The organism is Gloeocapsopsis crepidinum LEGE 06123 (assembly GCF_015207655.1).
GTDB lineage: Bacteria > Cyanobacteriota > Cyanobacteriia > Cyanobacteriales > Chroococcidiopsidaceae > Gloeocapsopsis > Gloeocapsopsis crepidinum.
In genome coordinates this window covers 41066-63561 of sequence record NZ_JADEWN010000014.1, presented here as the reverse complement: position 1 = coordinate 63561, position 22496 = coordinate 41066, and the positions used below count along the sequence as shown (strand labels likewise).

General features: G+C 42.3%; 4 protein-coding genes. All 4 read right to left on the bottom strand.

The window, feature by feature from the left end:
• Window positions 1-11: 11 nt before the first annotated feature.
• Complete coding sequence (locus IQ230_RS27640) at window positions 12-5714, bottom strand: type I polyketide synthase (RefSeq protein ID WP_193931482.1); 5703 nt, start codon at window positions 5712-5714, stop codon at window positions 12-14.
• A complete protein-coding gene (locus tag IQ230_RS07930; RefSeq protein WP_193931481.1) occupies window positions 5707-15225 on the bottom strand; it encodes a non-ribosomal peptide synthetase in 9519 nt (3172 codons plus the stop codon). Before IQ230_RS07930 ends, IQ230_RS27640 begins: the two co-directional genes overlap by 8 nt.
• A gap of 15 nt (window positions 15226-15240) precedes the next feature.
• Window positions 15241-19020 carry a condensation domain-containing protein gene (locus IQ230_RS07925; protein ID WP_193931480.1) on the bottom strand — a complete coding sequence of 1260 codons (3780 nt, stop codon included), beginning with the start codon at window positions 19018-19020 and terminating at the stop codon, window positions 15241-15243.
• A 91-nt stretch (window positions 19021-19111) separates the two neighbouring features.
• Window positions 19112-22465, bottom strand: a complete 3354-nt coding sequence (locus tag IQ230_RS07920) for a non-ribosomal peptide synthetase (protein ID WP_193931479.1) — start codon at window positions 22463-22465, stop codon at window positions 19112-19114.
• Window positions 22466-22496 lie beyond the last annotated feature (31 nt).

Genomic DNA, 22496 nt, shown 5'->3' with positions numbered 1-22496 from the left:
AATGTTACAAATTATTCTTGCAAAGCAAGCATTACTTGGGCTTCGTCGTTTGAAAGCTGTTCGATTTCAGCTAAAGCTTTTGCGAGTTCTTCTTCGTCGGTGAGTTGAGTTAATTGTTGTAAGATTTCTACAGATAATTGTGCGATTGTTGGAGCGTTGAAGAAACTTTTGTAAGGCAATTCAATTTGGAAGTTTTTACAGATCTGGGCTACAAGTTGGGTGGCAAATAATGAATCTCCGCCTAATTCAAAGAAGTTGTCGTGAATGCCAATTTGATCGATACCTAGAAGTTGTTGCCAAATCTGAACAAGGTTTTGCTCAATTTCATTTGTGGGGGCAACATAAGGATTTATTAATTGCGGACGCGGGTGAATTGGTTGAGAATTACGTAATGATAATTGTGCGTCCCATGACTGCTTGGAGGTTTTGGGCTGAATTAAGTTTTGGATGTTTTGGGTGTAGACGAGAATTTGAGGAGTTTGACTTGTGGCAAGAATCCGGCGAAAGGCTGCAATTCCTTCAGATGTACTCATTGCTGGGCTTAAGTTCTGACCTGTAAGCTGTTTGTGTCGTGCTTCTACAGCGATCGCCATACCGATATCCCATCTATCCCAGTTAATTGAGATTGTGGGGCGATTTTGGTTTGTGTTGTAGTGGGCAAAAGCATCAAGGAAGGCATTTTCAGCAGTATAGTCTACCATTCCTGGAGTGCCAGTAAATGAACTGAGTGATGAGCAAAGTACGAAGAAATCGAGGTGAGTATCTTGGAACAAAGCATCAAGTACTCGCGTTCCTTGTACTTTTGGGGCAAAGGCTTGCGCAACATCCGCAGGTGTCTTGAGTTGAATCATACCTCCTCCAGGAACTGCGGCAGCATGAATGACTCCATGAATTGCACCAAACTTTTGTTTTGCTTGCTGCACGACGACAGCCATTTGTTGATAATCTGCAACATCGGCACTGTGGATCGTGATTTCTGCACCTAGTGCTTCAATTGCTTGCAGTTTGCGGATTTTTTCACTGAAAGGATCTTGAGTGTGAGTCAATAGTTCCCACTCCTCGCGATGGGGAAAATGCGATCGCCCAACCAAAACTAATTTTGCTTTTACAGTTTGGGCGAGATACTCAGCCAACGCTAAACCAATACCACCCAAACCACCTGTAATCAGATAGACTCCTCCTTGTCTTAAGCAAGGTGCTTCTACAGCATCTATTGGCATTGGTTCAAAGGTTTGCAACCAGCGATGATGTCCGCGATAGGCGATCGCAGGATCTGGTGTTTGGGCAACTAATTCTGTGAGTAAATGGTCGATCAGTTGTTTTTCTTGCCAATCTGCTGCGGGTAAGTCTATGTCAATGCTGCGACACGTAATATTAGGATATTCTAGCGGCATGACGCGACAAAATCCTAGAATTAAGGCTTTTTCAGGACACAGCACCTCTGAACCTGTCACATCCTGGATATGATTAGAGACAATGCCAATTTCAATCTCATTGTTAAAGTTTTGCTCTCCAATCGCTTGCGCTAAAAACAATAAGCTGTAAAAACCTAATTCCGATATTGACTCATGCTGTTGATCGGGCGTAACGCTCCACAGATGTATAACTTTGCTGGGAATTTTACCCAATCTGCGTAATTCTTGAAAAAGGCGATCGTAATCTGAACGTTGTTTAGGATTGAGGATGTATTTCTGCTGAGTATTTTGGTTAACTGAAGACAAATCATCACCAAATTCGCAACCAGCCTTAACCGCGATGACCTCTTGACCAGCTTGTGTTAAATTTTGAACGAGTTTATCGCCTAAACCACAATCATCAACAAACACTAACCATGTTTCAGGTGAATTATGCGATACGTAAGATGTAAATGGTGGTAGTGGTGAAGTTCTCTTCCAAGTTGGGAGATAGAACCAATTATTAATATCTGCTGTATCCTCCGTCTCATCTAATGGTGCTGTAAATGCGGCACTCGCGGAACCATTCGGTGATGCTTCAGCTACTAACACCTGTTCGGCAAACACTGCGGTTTCATCAAACGCCTCGACTTTGGCAAAACCATGTGCAGATAGCATTTCTCGCCACTGTTGTGTTGATAAAAAGGGATTTCCTCGACTACGTTGTGCATCTGCTAAAGGATTCATTAACAATGCATCGGTAATATCAAACTCTAATTGAGGTTCGGTGATTTCCCAAAGTAGCAGTAATCCTCCAGGGGCTAGCAAAGAACGTACACGATCCAAGGTTTCATTTAAGTGTTGAGTCACATGCAGCACATTAACCGCCACAATGACATCAAAGCTGTGGGGTGTAAAGCCTTGGGTTGTCGGTGGTTGTTCAATATTTAATAACCGATAGTCAACAAAGGGATAAGCACTAAATTTTTGCTGCGCTTTTTGAAGGAACCACGCACCCACATCGGTAAAGGTGTAGTTTGTTTGTTTCGGTGGCAAGATGGGTAGCAATTCGGTTGTTGCAATACCATGTCCCGCACCAATTTCTAAAATCCTCAAACGCTTGTCTGCGGGTAATGCCTTGACAACCGCTGCCAAACAGCTACGCAGAATAGATTTTAAGCAAGTATTGGCAGGCTTTTCAAGAGTTGGATTTTTATTATCAGTTGCACTCAAGTACAAACTTAAAGGTTCTTTTTCCCCTGTTAATACATCTGCCAAATCACCACAAAACTGAATAGAGGTTGGGACTTGCGATGCTGCCCATTGAGTTTCGACTTCGGCTGAAAGTTCCTCAAAATCTGCGGTAGAACAAGGGACAAAGTTAGTAAACAAATCTTGCGCTTGCTGGAGTTGAGTGCGTTCTACTAATACATCCAACCAGCGATGCAGCAATTGTTCGTAGCGAGGAATAATTTGACAGCGTTCCTGCAATTGGGTTACGGAGTAGCGTGTCGGACTGCTAAAAGCTCCTAAACGTTGGAAAGTAAGGTTAATGTAGGCGATACAAAGCTGTTCTAAACACTGTTTCTTTTCAAGATAGGTCTGTGTATCAATTTCGGCAAGACTTGCATTCGCTTGTTGATGACCAGATATAATAACAGACTGCCAAATATCACTCATTCTTGCAGATAACTGCCGCGTTGGTTCAATCCAATAACGCTGGCGTTCAAAAGGATACGTCGGCAAAGGAATATGACGGCGTTGCTCGTCAGCATAAAAACCTGACCAGTTAATTTTTATACCTGCTTGCCAGAGATGCCCCAAAGTATTTAATAAAAATGTGACATCCGAATGTTGCTCCTGGGGGTGGCGTAACGAAGACAGCGCAATCAGTCCATCATGCTGATGCTGTAAGGCGAAAGTACATAATGTCCGCCCTGGTCCAACTTCTAGTAATATTCTTTCTGGTTGTTTGAGTAACTCAGTCATTCCTGGGGAAAATAAGACAGGTTGCCGCAAATGAGTAGCCCAGTAGTTGGGGTCAGTCGCTTGTGCAGGTGTTATCCAAGTGCCGCTGACGTTAGAAATAAAGGGAATTTGGGGAGGATTTAAGCGGAATTTTTGTAACTGAGTTGTAAATACTTCGACGATCGCTTCCATCATTGAGGAATGAAATGCATGGGATGTTTGCAGTCGCCGACAACCAACACCTTTGGCTTGCAACTCAAGCTCTAAGCTTGCGATCGCCTCAACTGTACCTGCAACGACACATAAAGAAGGTGCATTTATTCCCGCTAGCGATAATGTGTTTCCTAATAGCGGTTTAACTTCCGATGCTGGTAGTTGTACCGAGAGCATTGCCCCACGCGGAAGTTCCTGCATCAAGCGTCCGCGCAGTGCTACCACTGCTAGAGCATCTTCGAGGCTAAAAACGCCTGCGATCGCAGCAGCGACGTATTCCCCAATACTATGACCGATCGTCGCTTCGGGATGTATCCCCCACGACATCCATAATTTTGCTAAAGCATACTCGGTGATGAATAATGCCGGCTGAGTAATTGCAGTTTGCGTAAGTTGCTCTGAAGCGGTACTTGTGTAGAGGATATCGCGTAAATCGATGCCTAGATGTGGCTTGAGAATTGCACAACACCTATCAATTTCTTGTTTGAATATCGGCTCAGTTTGATAGAGTTCTCGCCCCATTGCGGCATACTGTGCGCCTTGAGGAGAAAACATAAATACAACGGAACGATGACATGGTTTTTGGTAACTTGATGCTGAATTTAGTGCAGAGATGGCATCCGTAAGGTTTTGGCAAAGACACATTCGCCGATAGTCAAAATCGCGTCGTCCCACTTGCAGCGTGTAAGCAACATCGGCAATATTTAAATGGGGATTTTGTGCGAGATAGGTAGCTAAATTAGCTGACGCAGATGCTAAAGCTGTCTCACTTTTGGCAGAAAGAACGAGTAAATGCCAAGAACGTGAAGGGTGTGATACTTCCACAGCAGGCGCTTCTTCAAGAATGAGATGCGCATTTGTCCCGCCAATACCAAACGAACTTACACCAGCACGACGGGGAATATCGCTAGACCACTCAGCAAGTGTTTTGTTGACGTAAAAAGGACTATTGGCAAAGTCGATTTCAGGATTAGGTTGGCTAAAGTGCAAGCTGGGAGGTATTTGTTTGTGTTTCAGCGCTAGTACCGTTTTGATTAAACCTGCTACCCCAGCGGCTGCATCTAAGTGTCCGATATTAGTTTTAACTGAACCAATTGCACAAAATCTTTTCTTATCGCTACTCGTACCAAAGGCTTGAGTGAGCGCAGCAATTTCAATAGGATCGCCTAACGATGTTCCTGTACCATGAGCTTCTATATAAGTAATTGTATCGGGTTCGACTTCAGCAACAGCCTGCGCGGTTTTAATGACTTGAGCTTGTCCGTCAATTCGAGGCGCAGTGTAGCTGACTTTACGCGCTCCATCGTTGTTAATCGCAGAACCTTTAATCAAAGCATGAATAGTATCCCCATCGGTTAGGGCGTCTTCTAGGCGCTTTAAAACGACAATACCAACGCCTTCGCCGCTGACAGTTCCCTGGGCTTGCGCATCAAAGGCGCGACAGTGTCCATCGGGCGACATGATCCCTGCGGGTTTATAGATGTAGCCACTTTTGCGCGAACCACTGATAGATACACCACCAGCCAAAGCCATATCGCATTCGCCATTCAGTAAACTTTGGCACGCTAAATGCACCGCGACAAGTGAAGTAGAGCAAGCAGTTTGTACGGTGTAACTTGGTCCTGTGAGGTTAAGTTTGTAAGAAACACGCGTGCTGAGATAGTCTTTGTCGCTAGCGATCGCCATTTGCAGATGATCGACCGAGTTAAAGATATCTTGGTTTAAATAAACATTGAGCAAATAACTGCTGAAGCTGACACCCGCATATACTCCAACTGCACCTTGATATGTCTCGGAGTTGTAGCCTGCATTTTCGATCGCTTCCCACGCACATTCTAAAAACAATCGCTGTTGTGGATCTGTAATTTCTGCTTCTTTAGGGTTAAAACCAAAGAAATGAGCATCAAATAATTCAACGTCATTTAATACAGCTTGTGCTTTGACAAAATTGGGGTCGCGAATTAATTCCGGTTCGACTCCTGCGGCGAGTAATTCAGCGTCGCTAAAAAAAGAAATTGACTCGACACCATTTTGGAGATTGTGCCAAAATTCATCAACATTTTTAGCCCCTGGAAAGCGACCCGTCATGCCGATAATTGCAATTTCGGAGCCATGATATTGAGTAGTTAAATTATTCATAATTAATATTTTTAATTTTTTGTAAGCGTTTTCTTTGCTGTGCTTTACCAGCAGCTATTTTTTCAGTTGAAATATCCCTGATTTCCACTGTTGTTTGATTTAAATACTCTGCTAGCAACCTAATTGTGGGATACCTAAACATATCGAGTATTGAAAAATCGACTGTAATCATTTCACGCAATTGGCTATGAACCTGCGCCAAAAGTAACGAATGACCTCCCAATTCAAAGAAGTTATCATCGATACTTATTTGCTCAAGATTCAGAACTTTTCTCCACACTTGGGCAATTGCTTTTTCCCAATCAGTTTGTGGCACTACATAGGTTTCTAAATCCGAACGTCTCACTTCTGGCGCGGGTAAAACTTTGCGATCGAGTTTGCCATTGGGCGTGAGTGGGAATTCTGGTAAAATGACAAACGCAGAAGGTAGCATATATTGCGGTAACTTCTCCTGCAAAAAGTGACGCAATTCTTTACTTGTCAGCGTCTCGTGGGTTTGGGAAGCTACATAGGCAACGATGTCACCTTGTCGAGCGATCGCGATCGCCTGCTGCACTGGCGGATGCTGATTCAACTGCGCGGCAATTTCTCCTAATTCAATGCGAAAACCGCGAATTTTTACCTGATCGTCAATTCGTCCGAGGTATTCAATATTGCCATCGGGTAGATAGCGAGCCAAATCTCCAGTCTTGTATAAATAGTCACCTGGTTCTGTACTGAAAGGATTGGGAATAAACTTCTCGGCGGTTAAATCGGGTCGTTGCCAATAACCCCTGGCTAATCCCACACCGCCAATGTGTAACTCACCAGGAACGCCAATCGGAACAGGTTGCAAGTAGCGATCGACTATATAGATTTGCGTATTTGCAATGGGAGAACCGATAGGAACAATCCGCATTTGATCTGGTTGGCAAATCCACCAGGTAACATCAATTGATGCTTCAGTAGGACCATAAAGGTTATATAGTTTTGCATTGCAATGCTCAAAGAATTTTTCTTGCAGTTCATAGTCAAGCGCCTCACCACTGCAAATGACATTTTTCAAGCTATGGCATTCTAATCCTGATTGCAGAAACACTTGCAGCATTGAGGGAACAAAGTGAAGTGTTGTAATTTGTTGCTGGGTAATTAATTCGGCTAGATAAACACTATCGCGATGACCGCCAGGTTTTGCTAAAACAAGACTTGCTCCGGTTAATAAAGGTAAGAAAAATTCCCAAACAGAAACATCAAAACTAAACGAAGTCTTTTGTAAAACTCGATCGCTGGGTGTTAATTGCAATGCAGCTTGCATCCACAACAAACGATTACTGATACCCTTGTGGGTATTCATTGCTCCCTTGGGCTTGCCTGTAGAGCCAGAGGTATAGATTGTATACGCTAAATTATCGAGGGTGACGCTCGCAACAGGATTTTCTAAGCTTTCTTGTGCGATCGCCTGCCAATCCGTATCTAGACAAAGACAATGATGTTCGGGAAATCTGGTCAGCAGTTGTTGTTGAGTTAATAAAACTGGTGTTTGTGAATCTGCTAGCATAAAAGCTAGGCGTTCTGGTGGATAGTCAGGGTCTAGAGGTACATAAGCGCCACCCGCTTTCAAGATACCTAAGAGGGCGATCGCCATTTCTAAGGAACGTTCTAGACAGACGCCAACTAAAACCTCTGGTTTGACTCCCAGTTTTTGCAAGTAGTGCGCGAGTTGATTGGCACGTTCGTTGAGTTCTCGGTAGGTTAATTGTTGATTCTCAAAGATAACTGCTACTGCATTGGGTGTTTGTTCGACTTGTGCGGCAAATAACTCGTGAATACAAGAGTTTTGTTGATAATCGATTTTCGTATCGTTCCACTCGACGAGTAATCGGTGTTGTTCGGCGCGACTCAGCAGGGGTAAACTTTTAATCTCTTGCTGCGGATTTGCCACAATTCCTTCTAACAAAATCTCAAAGTGTTCCACCATCCGCGCAATTGTCTCAGCGTGGAATAAGTCGGTATTGTACTGCAAACCTCCTCGTAGTCCGGAATCAGTTTCTTGCAGTGATAGACTTAAATCGAAGATTGCCGAAGTGCGATCGCATTCCAGCACACTCAAATTCAAATCTGGTAACTTGAGTTCAACCGCTGCATTTTGCAAGGCAAACATCACCTGAAATAGTGGATTGCGATCCAGGCTGCGATCGGGTTGCAGTTGCGCGACTAAGTACTCGAACGGTAAATCTTGATGCGTATACGCTGCTAACGTCATTTGTCGCACTTGTTGCAGCAAATCTGCAAAGCTTTGGTTGCTTGTCAGATAACTGCGCAACACCAAGGTATTGACAAAAAAGCCGATTAATGGCTCAATTTCCACGCGGTTACGATTCGCAATTGGTGAACCAACAGCAATATCACTTTGCCCGCTGTAGCGATATAGCAACGTCTGGAACGCCGCGAGTAATGTCATGAATAAAGTTACGCCTTGACGACGACTTAAGGCTTGGAGTGCCGCCGTGAGTGCGGGTGATAGCGAAACAGTTGTCGTTGCACCGCGAAAGCTTTGGACTGCTGGGCGGGGTAAGTCGGTAGGTAGTTGCAGTGGTGTGATGTCTGCGAGTTGTTGCTGCCAATAATTCAGTTGTGGCTCAAGTTCACTTTGTAGCCAGTGGTGTTGCCAGGTGGCAAAATCTGCATACTGAATCGGTAGTTCAGTTAATGGCGAAGGTTTACCTGCACTGAAGGCTTGATATAGAGTTGTGAGTTCATTAATTAAAATCCCAATTGACCATCCATCTGCAATGATATGGTGCATAGTTAATAACACCACATGCTCGGTTTCACCCAATTTAAGTAGGGTTACTCGCAACAATGGGGCTTGCGCTAAATTAAAGGGGCATTGAGCTTCCGATTTTGCAAGGCGTTTAACTTCTGCTGCTTTTTCGCTGTTGGGTAAATGCCGCAGGTCTACAACTGAAATCGTTAAGCTTAAAGTAGGAGCAATGATCTGTACAGGTTGACCGTCAACAAGTGCAAAGCTTGTCCTTAAAACTTCGTGACGGCAGAGGATTTCATTGAAGCTCTGTTGTAATATCTCAATATCGAGCCAACCCTTGAGACATACTGCTTCAAAGATGTTGTAAGCACTATCTGTCCCTAGTTGGTTAAGAAACCAGAGCCGCGCTTGAGCAAACGAAAGTGGACAAGAATCAGTATTTCTCCTGGGAATAATCTGTGTTGCTGTCTCTATTTGTTGTGGTTGGGCTTTGATCGTTTGAGCAATTTTTTCAATATCTTGCCCATTACCAAGTTTTGCTAATGCCTCTACCAAACCTTCAATAGTAGGAGCCTCAAACAAGCAACGGATAGGAAATTCGATTTGAAAAATTCTACTCAGGCGGGAAGTGACTTGTGTCGCGAGTAATGAATGTCCGCCTAACTCAAAAAAGTTGTCTTGAATGCCCACTTGTTCGAGATTGAGAACTTGTTTCCAAACATCTGCAACAACTTCCTCAGCCGCAGTTTTGGGTAGAGTTGAGCTACGTTCTATCTGTGGTGCTGGCAGTGCTTGAAGGTCTAATTTACCGTTGGGTGTTAATGGTAGACTGTCTAACAGTACAAATGCCCACGGAACCATGTAGTCGGGTAATTTTTGTTGCAGATAACGACGTAATTCAGCAGTATCTATATCTCGGTTTGGTACAATGTAGGCAACTAAGCGTTTGCCATTAGCAATATCTGCTTGGGGCTGGACAACTGCTACCGATACATCTGGATGCTGTTGCAGTACAGCCCGAATCTCTCCTAATTCAATGCGAAAACCACGAATTTTTACTTGATCGTCAATGCGTCCGATGAGTTCAATATTTCCATCGGGTAGGTAGCGAGCGACATCACCAGTTTTGTACAAACAAGCATCTGGTTCGCGGCTAAAAGGATTGGGAATAAATTTCTCAAGCGTCAGTTTTGGTTGATTGAGATAACCCTTTGCCAAACAAGCACCACCGATGTATAATTCGCCAGGAATTCCTACAGGTGTAGGATTGAGATGTTGGTCAAGGATATAGATTTGGGTGTTGGCAATTGGACGACCAACGGGTACGTAAGCATGAGCTTGCTCTGTATAGGTATTGGCTTCGTAGACTGTCACGCCAATTGTTGCTTCGGTTGGTCCATAGGCATTTAACCACCGGACGTTTTGACTTGCAATTTTTTGCCAAAGTGCAAGTTTTTCTGATGATGCTTGTTCGGTTCCAACAATGACTAAGCGCACTGTAGAAGGTAAGGAAGTGTTCGTAAATTGCAGATAGGATACCCACTCGTGCCAATAAGCCGTTGGTAAATTGAGGACGGAGAGTTTTTGCTGTGATAAGAATTGCTGGAAATTGGCAAAACTTGATATTTGTTCAGTGCGAATGACAACAGTTGCGCCACTCAACCAAGATGCAAAAATTTCTTCGGCTGCAACATCAAAACTGATTGAAGCAAATTGTAAAACTCGATCCTGCGGTTGCAGTTGGTAAGCTTGCGCGACTGCAAGGCTATGGTTGACTAAAGCGCGATGACTAACTAAAACTCCCTTGGGCTTTCCTGTGGAACCAGAAGTGTAGATAACATAAGCTAGATTTTCAGCGTTAACGCGATCGCTAGAATACTCTATGTCAGCCTGATAATTTATCTCATCACTATCCAGACAGATTATCTGTGCTTGATGCGGAGGTAGTTTTGAGTGTAAGTGCGTCTGAGTCAGTATGACTGTCAGCTTTGCATCTTCTACAATATAGGCTAGACGTTCTTGAGGATAAGCTGGATCTAAGGGAACATAAGCCCCACCTGCTTTGAGGATTGCCATCATCCCCACAACCATATCTAAGGAACGCTCAACGCAAAGACCAACTAATTCTGGTTTAACACCTAATGTTTGTAAATACTGCGCTAAACAATTAGCTTGGCGATCGAGTTCGCGATAGCTAAGATTTTCACCGCAAACCACCGCTAAAGCATCTGGTGTTTTTTCGACTTGTGCGGCAAACAACTCGTGAATGCACTTATTGAGGGGATAATCTACGTGCGTGTTGTTCCACTCGACGAGTAATTGGTGTTGTTCGGCGCGACTCAGCAGGGGTAAACTCTTCAGGTGTTGCTGCGGATTTGCCACAATTTCTTCTAGCAAAATCTCAAAGTGTTCCACCATCCGCGCGATCGTTTCCGCATGAAACAAGTCAGTGTTGTATTCTAAACTGCCCGATAGTCCGGAATCAGTTTCTTGCAGTGATAGACTTAAATCGAAGATTGCCGAAGTGCGATCGCATTCGAGTACACTTACACTTAAACCTGGTAAGTTGAGTTCAACCGCCGCACTTTGCAGTGCAAACATCACCTGAAATAGTGGGTTGCGATCGAGGCTGCGATCGGGTTGCAGTTGCGCGACTAAGTACTCGAACGGTAAATCTTGATGCGTATACGCTGCTAACGTCATTTGTCGCACTTGTTGCAGCAAATCTGCAAAGCTAAGAGTTCCAACAACGTTGCTTCTTAAAACTAAGGTGTTCGCAAAAAAGCCGATTAATGGCTCAATTTCCACGCGGTTACGATTCGCAATTGGTGAACCAACAGCAATATCACTTTGCCCGCTGTAGCGATATAGCAACGTCTGGAACGCCGCGAGTAATGTCATGAACAGAGTCACGCCTTGACGACGGCTTAAGGCTTGGAGTGCGCTAGTGAGTTCAGGTGAGAGTGATATAGTTGTGGTGGCACCGCGAAAGCTTTGGACTGCTGGGCGAGGTAAGTCGGTAGGCAATTGTAGGGGTGTAATGTCTGCGAGTTGTTGCTGCCAATAATTCAGTTGTGGCTCAAGTTCAGTTTGCAGCCAGCGGTGTTGCCAGGTGGCAAAATCTGCATACTGAATGAGTAGTTCAGGTAATGGCGAAGGTTTACCTGCACTGAAGGCTTGATACAGAGTTGTTAGCTCATTAATTAATATCCCAATTGACCAGCCATCGGAAATGATATGGTGCATGGCGAACAGTAAAATATGTTCATCCTCTGCCATGCGTAATAAAGTCACCCGCAGTAGAGGATCTGCACTCAAGTCAAATCCTTTTTGAGCTTCGGTAAGTGCTAGTTGTTTGGCTTTTTCTTCCCGTATTGGTTCTGGAAACTCGCGCAAGTCGATAATAGGCAAAGGTACGTGCATTGAGGCAGCAATCTGCTGTACTGGTTCTCCGTCAACGCTGATAAAGTTTGTCCGCAAAGCTTCATGACGGCGCACGATCTCGTTGATACTGGCGTGAAATGCATCGACATTTAAGTTTCCAGTCAGACGAACCGTACGAGGTAGGCTATAAAAAGGACTCTGAGGATTGAATTGGTCTAAAAACCATAAGCGTTGCTGGGCAAAGGAGAGGGGTAATTTGGGATCTCGTACCAGTGGTGATGTATCTGGTGTTACCCCCGCCCGCATGGCTGTTTCTATATGGGTAGCAATCTCTGCAACTGTAGGCGTTTCAAACAACTGGCGTAAAGGTAAATCGATCTCAAAAACTTTGCGTAAGCGGGAAATAACCTGAGTTGCTAAGAGCGAATGACCGCCTAATGTAAAGAAGTTATCATAGATCCCTAGTTTGACACCGAGGATTTCTGCCCAGATTCCAGTCAGTACTTCTTCAACCGGAGTTCTAGGAGCAACAATTGTCGCTGATTCTAATTGTCGTTCTGGCGCGGGTAATGCTTGGCGGTTGACTTTACCATTTGCAGTGAGAGGTAGCTTTTTCAGCAACACAAAACCTGAAGGCAGCATATATTCAGGCAATTTCTGTTGTAAAAACTGCCGCAGTTCATCAATACTGAGTTGTTGATTTGGCTTGGTGACTAAGTAAGCAATTAAGCGTTTATCCCCTGGCTTGTCTTCCTGGAGGGCAACAACAGCTTGTTGTATTTGGTGGTGTTGGCTAAGAACAACTTCAATTTCCTCAAGTTCAATGCGAAAACCGCGTACTTTTACCTGATTGTCAATGCGTCCTAAAAACTCTAGATTGCCATCAGGCAGATAACGAACTAAATCACCAGTACGATACAGCCTTTGCGGAGAATTACCAAAGGAATGTGTAATAAATTTTTCTTTTGTTAATTCTGGTGAATTGAGATAGCCCCGTCCTAACCCAGCGCCACCAATATACAATTCTCCTGGCACGCCAATTGGTAGTAGCTGCAACTGCTCGTCTAAGACGTACGCTTGAATATTTGGTAAGGGACGACCAAGAGGAACTGTTTCCGTGGTATAAATTGTTTGCTCGTTGCTGATGGCATACGTCATGACCCCGACGGTAGTTTCCGTGGGACCATAATGATTAATGATATGGCAGTGTGGTGATAATTGTCGGATCTGTTCAATCAAACTCCAACTCGCTGCTTCACCACCTAAAATTAATCTTTGCAATGGCAATATTGATTTAGCACCATCCTCTAACAACGCAGCTAAATGCGAAGGAACTATTTTTAAACAATCCACAGAATGACGCTGAAAGTAATCTGCAAGTAATTTGCTGTCGGTAGTTCGGTGTTGGGCAACTATATGCAAACAGCCTCCGCTACATAGTGCTGAGAAAACTGCGGTGTTACCTAAATCTGCTGCGAAAGTGGAAACAGTCGCAAAGCTAGCACCTGCGGGTAAAGATAATCTCTCTAAAATACCCCATACATAATTGAGCAGTTGTCGATGCTCAATGGCAACTCCTTTGGGTGTACCCGTTGAGCCAGAGGTAAAGACAACATACACCAAATTATCGCTACTAACCTGAATAGAGAGATTTTCTTGACTTTGTTGAAGAATATTTTTATCAAGACATTGATACGTTAGGTTATTTGGTAACTTTGCCGCTAAAGACTCTTGAGTTAAAACTAATGCTACTTCAGCAATGTGCGATCGCATTGCTATTGCTTCTGCTGGCAGATTGACATCAAAAACAAGATATGCATAGCCAGCCTTGAGGATACCTAGAATAGCGACAATTGTTTCTAGGGAACGTTCCAGGTAAATTCCGACAATTTGTTCTGAATCGATTTTTAAAGAGCGTAAATAATGGGCGAGTTGGTTGGCTTTATGATTGAGTTCAGCGTAAGTTAATTGCTCATCTTCAAAAACAACAGCAATTTTGTCTGGGTGATTTGCAGCTTGTTCTTCAAAAATTTGGTGAATGCATCGATTGAGAGGAAAATCTCTTTGAGTATTGTTAAAATCTACTAACAATTTTTGGCGATCGCTAGGACTTAATATTTCTAGCTTACTAATGGGAGTTTCTGGGTTTTGAGCAGCGCTAGTAACTAAAGTTTGGAATTGTGCTGCTATCTGTTGAATACTTTCTAAAGTAAATAATTCTTGGTTGTAGCTGAAGTCAATGAATAAATTATTACTTTCGATGCAGGATAATTTTATTTTAAATGGTTCGATACAAGTATATTGTCGATAAATTGCAAAATTAACTGCTGCACTAGAGCTTAAAATAGGAGATTGCGAAAATTCAAAACCAAACGGAAACGCAATGCGATTGCTATCTTCTCCCAAACACTCATCAACAAAATAATCTTGCCACTCTTCCGCGTCAGCTACTTGTTTTTCAACTAAATGCAACACATCTGTAAAAGACAAGTCAGCAGTTAATTGACAACGAATTGGTAAAGTTTTAGCAAATAAACCTAAAGCATCATGTAATTCTTCATATTCTCTACCACGAGCTACCATTCCGATTGTAATATCTGCTTGCTTTGTCAATCGCCATAGCAATATTTGCCAACAGGTAAGTAAAAATATCTCGGTAGTTGCATATTTATTTGTAATATTAGGAGCAAGCCTCAGCCTTAAAGATGCTGGTGAAAATGTATATTGATACTTTTTAGCTTCAAAGGGTAATAAGGTATTTAAGGGTAAAGATGAAACCTGACTCCAATAATTTTTACCTGCTTCAGCGTCTGATTCTTCGAGTAATTGATTTTGCCATTCTGCAAATTGTACGTATTGAACAACCTCTTCTTGATTATTATGATGATTTTTTAGATAAATTTGATAAAGATTGCTAATTTCTTGAACAACATTAGCAAGCGTCCAGGTATCTGCATAAATTGCAGGTAAGCTAATAATTAAAATATACTTTTTTGTAGTAAATTGAACTAAATAGACATTAAAGTAATTGCCAATCCAGTTAATATCTTGATAAATTAGCTCATCAAAAAGCAAATCAAATTTTGTTAATTGCTCCTGCGGGCTACAATCTGTCCAATTTAGCTCTTGCCATATAGGAAAGCTGTAGTTTTCTACAACCATTATCGGCATTTTCATACCCGATAAGCAGTGAAACCTAGTACGAAGCATTTCATGCTTATCAGTAATTTTTTCTATAGATTTCTTTAACAAATCAACATTAAGATTGCCTTCAATAATAACTGCACACTGCGTCTTATAAACTGAACTATTTGCTTGTAATGACCAAAGACGTTTCTGTTGAGGAGAAAGCCGAAATCCTTGAATAGTATTTGATTGCATTCTAATTCTCAATTTCTAACTAATAATGTCTTCGCTGTTAACCATTTCACCCATCGCTACCACAATCTTACGTGGTCCAACATAAGGATTCCGTCCGTGAGCAACGAGCATATTATCTAACATTAAGACATCGCCTTTTTGCCAAGGGAAACTAATTGTTGCTTGCGAATAAACATCCAAAACTTCTTCTATTACTGCGTCTTCAATTGGCGAACCATCACCGTAGTAAACATTACGCGGTAACTTGTCTTTGCCAAATAAAGAGAATAGAGATTCGCGCACGGCTGGCTCTAAACAAGCGATATGATGCAACTGAATTTGGTTAAAAAAGACAGCTTCATGAGTTATTGGGTGTTGTGCTATGGCATGACATACTTTTGAAGTTTTCAAATTATCATTGGTAAGCCATTCAAAATTAGTAGCTGATTGACGACAAAAATCCTCAATTTTCGCTTTTTCTGTAGTATGAAAGAACTCTTGCCAGCTAACATCTAAACCATCTATATAATTACGAATGTACAATAACTTTTTATCGGCAAACTTTTCTTTGGTTTTGGGGTCGAGTAATTGATATATTTGGCGACAATCTACTAGTGGTGTTTCTCCTCCCTGTGCTGCTGGTTGAACGCAGAAAAACCAAATTTTTAAAGGAAAGCGATGTAAATGAGAACTTTCGTTATGGAATAAAATTGCTTTATCTGGTGGATAAGGAGTCGAGGTGTAAACTTTACCGCTAACTCCCTCGCGTGGTAGATCGCCATATTCTCCAAACAAGTTTGGACAAATAGTTTGTGCAAAGCTTTCAAATTCAGAGACAGATTTTAGAAAACCTCTAAACAGAATTGCGCCGTGTTTGAGTAATTCTTTCTCGATGAAATTACTGTTATTTTTAGTCCAGTCGATTAAATTAATTCCATCATTAGCGGGACTAATGACTAAAGGTAATGTTTGCCCTGGCTGGAGATAATCTAGTTTAACTAATTGTGTTGATAGATTAACAGCTTTAGGTGCAACTTTCATAAACTTTTCTCGTTTGAAAGCTTTACGTTCACTTTGTTGCATAACTTGTTGTTTTATTTCTGTTTGTGTAAAAATTTCCAAACTGCTAATTCGCGCATCGGGTTGGATAACGATGCTATTCAGCAAAACTTGAAAATGACTTGTTATCTGAGCAATATTATTAGCAGTAAATAACTCAGTATTATAGTTCCAGTTACCGACTATTCCTTGCTCGGTTTCACTCATAAATAATGCTAAATCAAACTTCGTCGTTTTAATATCAACTTCAAATTGTTTAATGTTCAAACCCAATAATGACTGCTGTGCTATAGGGATATTTTGCATAACAAATAAAATTTGAAATAGCGGAGTTGGGTGTGAATGACGTTCTGGTTGCAGTTCTTCTACTAATTTTGCAAAAGGGAGATCTTGATGAGTGTATGCTGCTATGGCTACCTCGCGTACTCGTTCTAAAAGTTCGCGAAAAGTTGGATTACCTGATAAATCGGTTCGCAAGACTAATAGGTTAATAAAAAAGCCAATTAATCCTTCAATTTCCGCATGGTTACGGTTAGCAACATCAGTACCAACAATAATATCTACTTGGTTTGTATAGCGGTGCAAGAGAGTTTTAAAAGCTGCTAGTAAAGTCATAAACAGGGTGACACCTGCTTGATGAGAAAGCGTTTGGAGTTTTTGGGATAAATCTGTGGGTAATGCAAATGTATAAGTCGCACCTTGGCAACTTGTAACTTGCGGACGGGGGCTATCGCTGCTTAAATTGAGTACAGGAAGATCGCCTGCTAATTGCCGCTTCCAATAATTCATCTGGGTTTTTAGTACTTCTGTTTGCAACAATTGACGCTGCCAAACTGCAAAGTCTGCATACTGAATTGGTAATGGGGGAAGTGCAGGAAGCTTCCCTGTAGAAAACGCTTCGTAAAATTGAGCAATTTCTCGAATCAAGATTCCCATTGACCAGCCATCAGAGATAATGTGATGCATGGAAAACAACATCACGTGGTTTTCTGGATTCAGCTGTAGCAACGTAACTCGTAGTAATGAACCTTGGTTAAGATCAAACGGACGAATTTGTTCTTCAGCAATAAGAGATTGAATTTGTTGTTGCTGTTGGCTTTGGGGAAGTTCTTGTAGATTTACTATTGGGATTGCAAACGGCAAACTTGCAGCGATCGCTTGCATTGGTTGTTCTTGTACGATCGCAAAAGTCGTTCTTAACGCTTCATGGCGTTGCACTAATGCCTGAAACGATTGTTCTAGGGCTGTAATGTTTAGCCTTCCCGTAAGTTGAACCGCACCAGAGATGTTATATGTAGGGTTGCCTGGTTCTAATTGATCGAGAAACCACAGGCGTTGTTGCGCAAACGAAAGGGGAAAATAATTGAGTTCGGGTTGGCGGGGAATAGCAGGAATCGTTTTTGGATTTCTTTCCTTTTGCATCAACTTTAGTTCTAGCAGTGCCAGTTTTTCGGGAGATAGTTTTTCTGCTAGCGCAAGAAGTTGGCTGTGAGTTGTTTTCTGGGGTTTGGTGTTGGTTGTGGCTGCGTGAGATGCGTTTTCTAAGTCTTCCTCGACTAAAACGTTGCGGAATGATTTTTGGCGGGATATTTGTGCTTCAATCACGTCACAAGTTGTTGCAACTGGATCAGTGTCGATAAACTTATCTGCGAATATTCGACAGCGATCGCGCACTAAATCTGAATTGATTAATTGATGCAGACTTTGCGCAACAACTTCAAGTTGCCATTGCGAACTAGTTAGATATTTGCCAACCCCTAAGTGATTCAGACAAGAACCAGTGTAAAGTTGATCGGCACCACTCGCTAAAACTAATTGAGGTATCCCTGCTGCTAAGCCTTGACCGCTTGTGACTAAACCGCCATGATGGATAATTGCGCTAGTGTAAGGCATACAGCTAGCCAGTGATGGCAGGTATTTCATCCACTTCACACGTTGTGGAAGGTTGCTAGGAACCAATTTTTGATGACGAGTTACTAATAACCCTGGACGATCTAGTAACTGACAGGCTGCGGCACTTACTTCAAAAAACTTTTCTCCAGCCAATGATGTTGTTCCACCTGTAATCAGGATTGGTGGTTCCTGTTGCAAAAAATCTTGGATATCTGCAGGAATAGCGCTGGTTGTGGGTTCGTCGTCCCAGATAAAACCTGTTTGCAAGACTCCAGATGATTCTGTAATTGCATCACAAAACCAATCTGCCCACAGTCCGATTGTTTGACTCGGTGTATTTCTTAACCATGCTGACCAGTTTTCTATAACAGGTAGACCAATTTTTGTTCTAATTTGATTAATTTCACCACCCAGAATTGAACCGATCATTTCTTCGGCTAGCGGTTGAGTTGATACATGACTGGGAGAAGACATCACCGCTATGAGTGGTATTTCTAGTTTTTCGGCGGCGATTCGTGCGGCAATTCCTGGTGTGGAACGGGCAACTAAAATAGTTTCTTTAGGAGAGTACAGTTTAGTTATTAATTGATATTCTGTGGCTACTTTTGGCAAAACATATTGTTGATAAATTTTTAAGAATCCTTGCGGGGTATTAAATAAATATCCCTCTGTCATTAACTGCTCAAATTCTTCTGGAGTGTCTAGCGCTAGGAAATTTAACTTTGCTTGTTGTACTGCTTTTTCAAAGTAGCAGTTTGTGATGACGGTGACGTTATGCCCCCGCACTTTCAGTTCCTTACCTATTTTGATAAACGGGTAGACTTCTCCGTTTGACCAGTGTGTTGTGAGTAGGATGTTTGCCATAATCCTTGTTGCTATAGCAATCTGCTTTGAAGTGTGAAGAAGTTTTTATTGAAATGAACCTAATTAGGCGCAGAGGAAAATATATTAACAGTCACTGCAATTGATTGAGTGTCATTAGCACTTCTTGATCTGAGAGTTCGTTTAATTCTTGAAGAAGCGCAACAATATCGTCGGTTTCTACTTGCTGAAGTTGGTATTCTCTAATAATTTTTGCTAATTCTGCAATTGTAAAACCTACAGTGAAAATGACTTTTAAAGGTAAATCTACTTGAAATTGTCGGCGAATGCGGGACAGAAGTTGTGTTACTAAAAGTGAGTGTCCGCCTATTTCAAAGAAGTTCTCGTGAATGCCTATGAATTCAACATGAAGTAATTCTGACCAGATTGCTGCTAATGCTTTTTCTATCGGTGTTCGTGGTGCAACTAAGGAAGTTGTAACATCTGTTCTGTGACAATCTGGTGCGGGTAATGCTTGTCTGTCTACTTTACCGTTTGATGTGAGTGGTAATGTATCTAAGATAACGAAGGCAGATGGCAACATGTAATCGGGTAGTTTTTGTTGCAGGAACTGACGCAGATTCGTTGTAAGTTTGCTGTGTTTTTGCCGTGGTACAACGTAGGCAATAATCTGCTTGTCTTCAAGTTCTCTGACGAGTACAACAACTTCTGCAACTTCAGGATGGGTAGCTAGTACTGTTTCGATTTCGCCGATTTCAATGCGGAAACCGCGAATTTTCACCTGATTGTCAATTCGCCCTAAGTATTCCATCTCACCGTTTGCTAAGTAACGCGCTAGATCGCCTGTTCGATAAAGACGCGCTGAGGAGTTATTGTTAAAGAGATGAGGAATAAACTTTGAGTTGGTTTCAGTACGGTTGAGATAACCTGATGCGACTCCTGCACCCCCTACATAGATTTCTCCTGGAATTCCGATGGGTACAAGTTGTTGATTTTGATCTAGTAGATAAATTTGCAAATCTGGTATGGGACGACCAATAACACTACCGCAATGATTGGAGATATCGGCGATGGTGATGGGACGATAGGTAACATGGACAGTTGTTTCGGTAATTCCGTACATATTGATTAACTGCGGCGATCGCCCGTGTTTTTCTAACCAAGGCTTCAAACTTTGGATTTCTAACGCTTCGCCGCCAAAAATAACGAAACGCAAGTTTAAATCGTGGCGATCGCGTTCAGCATCAACGCGCATTAACTGACGAAATGCTGAGGGTGTTTGGTTGAGAACTGTCACCTTGTGTTGCAACAACATCGCATAAAATTCTTCGGGAGAACGACTCACCCAATAAGGAACGATCGCGAGTTTTCCACCGTGAAGTAACGCACCCCATAATTCCCAAACTGAAAAGTCAAAGGCGATCGAGTGAAACAGCGTCCAGACATCGCGGGAATTGAAGTTGAACCACGCTTGCGTCGCTTGAAACAGACGGACGACGTTGTAGTGCGTACACAAAACTCCTTTGGGTGTCCCTGTAGAACCAGAAGTATAAATGACGTAGGCAATGTTATCTGCGGTAACTTCTAAGTTAAGATTTTCAACTGATTGGGTATTGCTAGCGAATGTGTCTAATGCTAATTGCGTTGGATATTCAATCTTGAATTGACTCTGCGTTAGAAGTAATTCTACTTGTGCATCTGCTAAGATAAACTCCAACCTCTGCCGTGGGTAATTGGGATCGATAGGTACGTAAGCTGCACCCGCTTTGAGAATTCCTAATATCCCTACAACCATTTCAATCGAACGTTCGACGCATAACCCAACTTTGGCTTGAGTTTTAATTCCCAAGCTATGGAGATGATGCGCGAGTTGATTTGCTTTTTGATTGAGTTCGCGGTATGTTAGTTGCTCATTTTCAAATACGACGGCTACCGCATTTGGTGTTTGTTCTACTTGGGCTTCAAATAACTGATGCAAGCACTTATCTTGAGGATAATAGCACTCGATTTGTTGCCATGTTGCTAAAGTTGCCTGTTCTTTCGCGGTAAGTAATGGTAAGGTTGCGATACTCTGGTCTGGGTTGGCAACGATACCTTTGAGTAGAACCTGATAATGTTCTAGCATCCGCGCGATCGCATCTCGATTGAATAAATCGGTGTTGTATTCCATGACACCAGTTAATCCTTGCTTGGTCTGTGTAATCGACAGAACCAAATCGAAAAACGCTGTTTGATTTTCTACTTCGGGAAAACTTAATGTGATGCCTGGTAATTCCAGCGTGACATCTGGTAGATTTTGCAACGAGAACATGACTTGAAACGGAGGCTTACTACTGGAACGACGCTGCGATAAAGATTCCAATAGCTTTTCAAATGGTAAATCTTGATGGGCGATCGCACCTAATACCACCTCGCGTACTCGACCTAATAATTCTCGAAAACTCACATTACCCGATAAGTCGCTACGCAACACCAAAGTATTCACGAAAAATCCAATCAACCCTTCTACTTCCGGTCGGTTACGGTTAGCAAACGGAGAACCAACTAAAATATCATCCTGTCCGGTATAGCGATGCAATAGCACCTTGAATGCAGCTAACAACGTGACAAACAATGTTACACTCTCTTGATGGCTCAAGGCTTGCAGTGAATTCGTGAGTGTTTGAGGTAACGTAAAGCATAGACTTGCACCTTTGTATGTCTGCGATCGCGGTCGAGGGCGATCGGTTGGTAAATTCAGAATTGGTAATTCACCCTGTAATTTCTCTTGCCAGTAAGCCAGCTGCGTTTCTAACAATTCACCCTGAAGTTGCTGTCGTTGCCAAACTGCATAATCTGCATATTGAATGGGTAATTTTGATAAAGGAGAAGATTTTCCTTGGCTGAAGGCGGTATAAAGCGTTGCTAACTCTTGCAAGAAAATTCCCCGCGACCAAGCATCAGCAACAATATGATGAATAGTCAATAGCATCAAGTATTCTGCTTCATTCAAATGCAGCAACTGAACTCGCAACAGTGGATCTTTTGCTAAGTCGAAAGCTTGCGTTTGTTCAGATATCGTTAAGCGTTGAACTTCTTGTTGCTGCTTGTCAACAGCTAAATGTCGCAAATCAACTAGCGGTAATGTCAACGACGTAGAACCAATGACCTGAATTGGTTGTCCTTCTACGGCTGAGAATGATGTCCTTAAGATTTCATGGCGTTGAACGATTTCTTGAATACTGCGTTCTAATGCAAATATATCAAGCTTTCCTTTAATTAGAATGCTACTAAACATATTGTATATAGCAGCACCAGATAACCCTTCAACTAACCATAACCGTTCTTGAGCATAAGATAGCAAGATAGCACAATTTTGTGGACGTTGAGGAATTTGATTGAGTTGTGAATCTGAATGAGTTTTGTTTTGTAAGCGTTTTTTCAGCAAAGCCTGTTTGACAGGAGAAAGCTGCGATCGCCGTTGTAATTCTGTTTCATTGCTATCCATACTCGATTACCGCCAGTCATCACTTAATACT